General features: G+C 64.1%; 2 protein-coding genes. Both read left to right on the top strand.

Annotation, left to right across the window (positions count from 1 at the left end; genetic code table 11):
* Positions 1-71 precede the first annotated feature (71 nt).
* Positions 72-1580 carry an argininosuccinate lyase gene (gene argH, locus VDP82_RS17620; protein ID WP_323016118.1) on the top strand — a complete coding sequence of 503 codons (1509 nt, stop codon included), beginning with the start codon at positions 72-74 and terminating at the stop codon, positions 1578-1580.
* Positions 1580-1874: ABC transporter ATP-binding protein (locus tag VDP82_RS17625; protein WP_323016119.1), on the top strand; the 295-nt coding region annotated here is incomplete at its 3' end. The genes argH and VDP82_RS17625, both read left to right, overlap by 1 nt.

Here is a 1874-nt window from a genome sequence, read left to right on the forward strand (position 1 = left end):
TTCTCGTCTTCCTGGCCCTGCAGCGCTTCATCGTGCGCGGCGTCATGCTGGCCGGGCTCAAGGGTTAGACCATGACCGATCCCCGCCTTTCCGACACTTCGGTCTTTCCCGACCCCGTCTATAAGCACACCGTTCTCGGGCCGCTGTTCGACGGCGCCAAGGACCATCATGCCGCCGGGTTCCGCGCCATCGACCGCGCTCATCTGGTGATGCTGGCCGAAACCGGCATCCTCACTGCCGGAGAAGCAAGCAACATCGCCCGAGCGCTCGACACCATCCATGCCCAGGTCGATCCGGCCAAGCTGGTCTATACCGGGGAGGTGGAAGACTATTTCTTTCTCATCGAGAAAGAGCTCAAGAGCCGGCTCGGGCCCGATCTGGGCGGGCGCCTGCATACGGCGCGCTCGCGCAACGATATCGACCATACCCTGTTCAAGCTGGGGCTGCGCGAGCGGCTCAACGTCCTCATCGAAAAGGCGCTGGCGCTGCACAGGGCGCTGATCGACGCCGCCGAGAGGGAGAAAGCGACGCTGATCGTGGCCTATACCCATGGCCAACCCGCGCAGCCCACCACCTTCGGCCATTACCTCTCGGCAATCATCGAATTCGTCGGCCGCGATATCGAGCGGCTGTTCGATGCCTATGGCATCGTCGACCGCTCGCCCATGGGCGCGGCGGCGATCACCACCTCGGGCTTTCCCATCGACCGGGCCCGCGTGGCCGAACTGCTCGGCTTTGCCGCGCCCCTGCAGAATTCCTATTCCTGCATCGCCGGGGTCGACTACATCACCGCCACCTATTCGGCACTGGGGCTGATGTTCCTGCATCTGGGCCGGCCCATACAGGACTTCCAGGTGTGGACCAGCTTCGAGGTGGGGCAAATCTATGTGCCCAACAGCCTGGTGCAAATCTCCTCGATCATGCCGCAGAAGCGCAATCCGGTGCCCATCGAACATTTGCGGCACCTGGCCAGCCAGACCTGGGGCCGCGCCCAGGCCATGCTGGGGGTAATGCACAACACCCCCTTTACTGACATGAACGACAGCGAGGGCGAGACCCAGGCCATGGGCTATCAGGCGTTCGAGAGCGCCTGGCGCGTGCTCGACCTGCTGGCCTCTCTGGTCGCCCAGATTCGAATCGACCCGGCCCGGGTCGCGGCCAATATCAGCCGCTCCTGCATCACCATTACCGAATTGGCCGACAGCCTCGTGCGCCGGGAAGGTCTGTCCTTTCGCGAGGGCCACGAGATCGCCGCCGCCGTCGCCAAAGCCGTAGTCGCCATGAGCGGCGATCTGGGCAGCGACGGCTATGCACCCTTCGCCGAAGCCTTCAAAAAAGCCACGGGCCGCAAGACCACGCTGGACCAGAAGACTTATGCCGAGTTGGTCTCGCCCGAATATTTCGTTGCCGTGCGCGCCCGCTATGGCGGGCCGGCGCCAGAGCCGCTGGGCGCGGCCCTGGCCGGCTACCGGCAGGATGCAAGCGATCTTGCCGCCCGGCATGGCGCCCTGCTGCGCCGCCAGAGCGCGGCCGCGCACATGCTCGATGAGCGTTTCGACGCATTGAAGGGAGCCGCCTGATGGCCAGGATCGAATTGCAGGGGCTGGTCAAGGCCTATGGCGCAACCCGCGCCGTACACGGCATTGACCTCACCATAGAGGACGGGGAATTCGTGGTCTTTGTCGGCCCTTCCGGCTGCGGCAAGTCCACCACGCTGCGCATGATCGCGGGACTGGAGGACATCACCGAAGGCAAGCTGCTGATCGGGGGCGAGGTGGTGAACCAGCGCGAGCCCAAGCAGCGCAATATCGCCATGGTATTCCAGAACTACGCCATCTATCCGCATATGACCGTGGGCCAGAATATCGGCTTCG

The organism is Devosia sp., from assembly GCF_034675085.1.
In the GTDB taxonomy this organism is placed as follows: Bacteria; Pseudomonadota; Alphaproteobacteria; order Rhizobiales; family Devosiaceae; genus Devosia.

Coding starts and splice junctions, on each gene's coding strand:
- argH (WP_323016118.1), top strand. CDS start 72: ATGACCGATCCCCGCCTTTCCGACACTTCGGTCTTTCCCGACCCCGTC.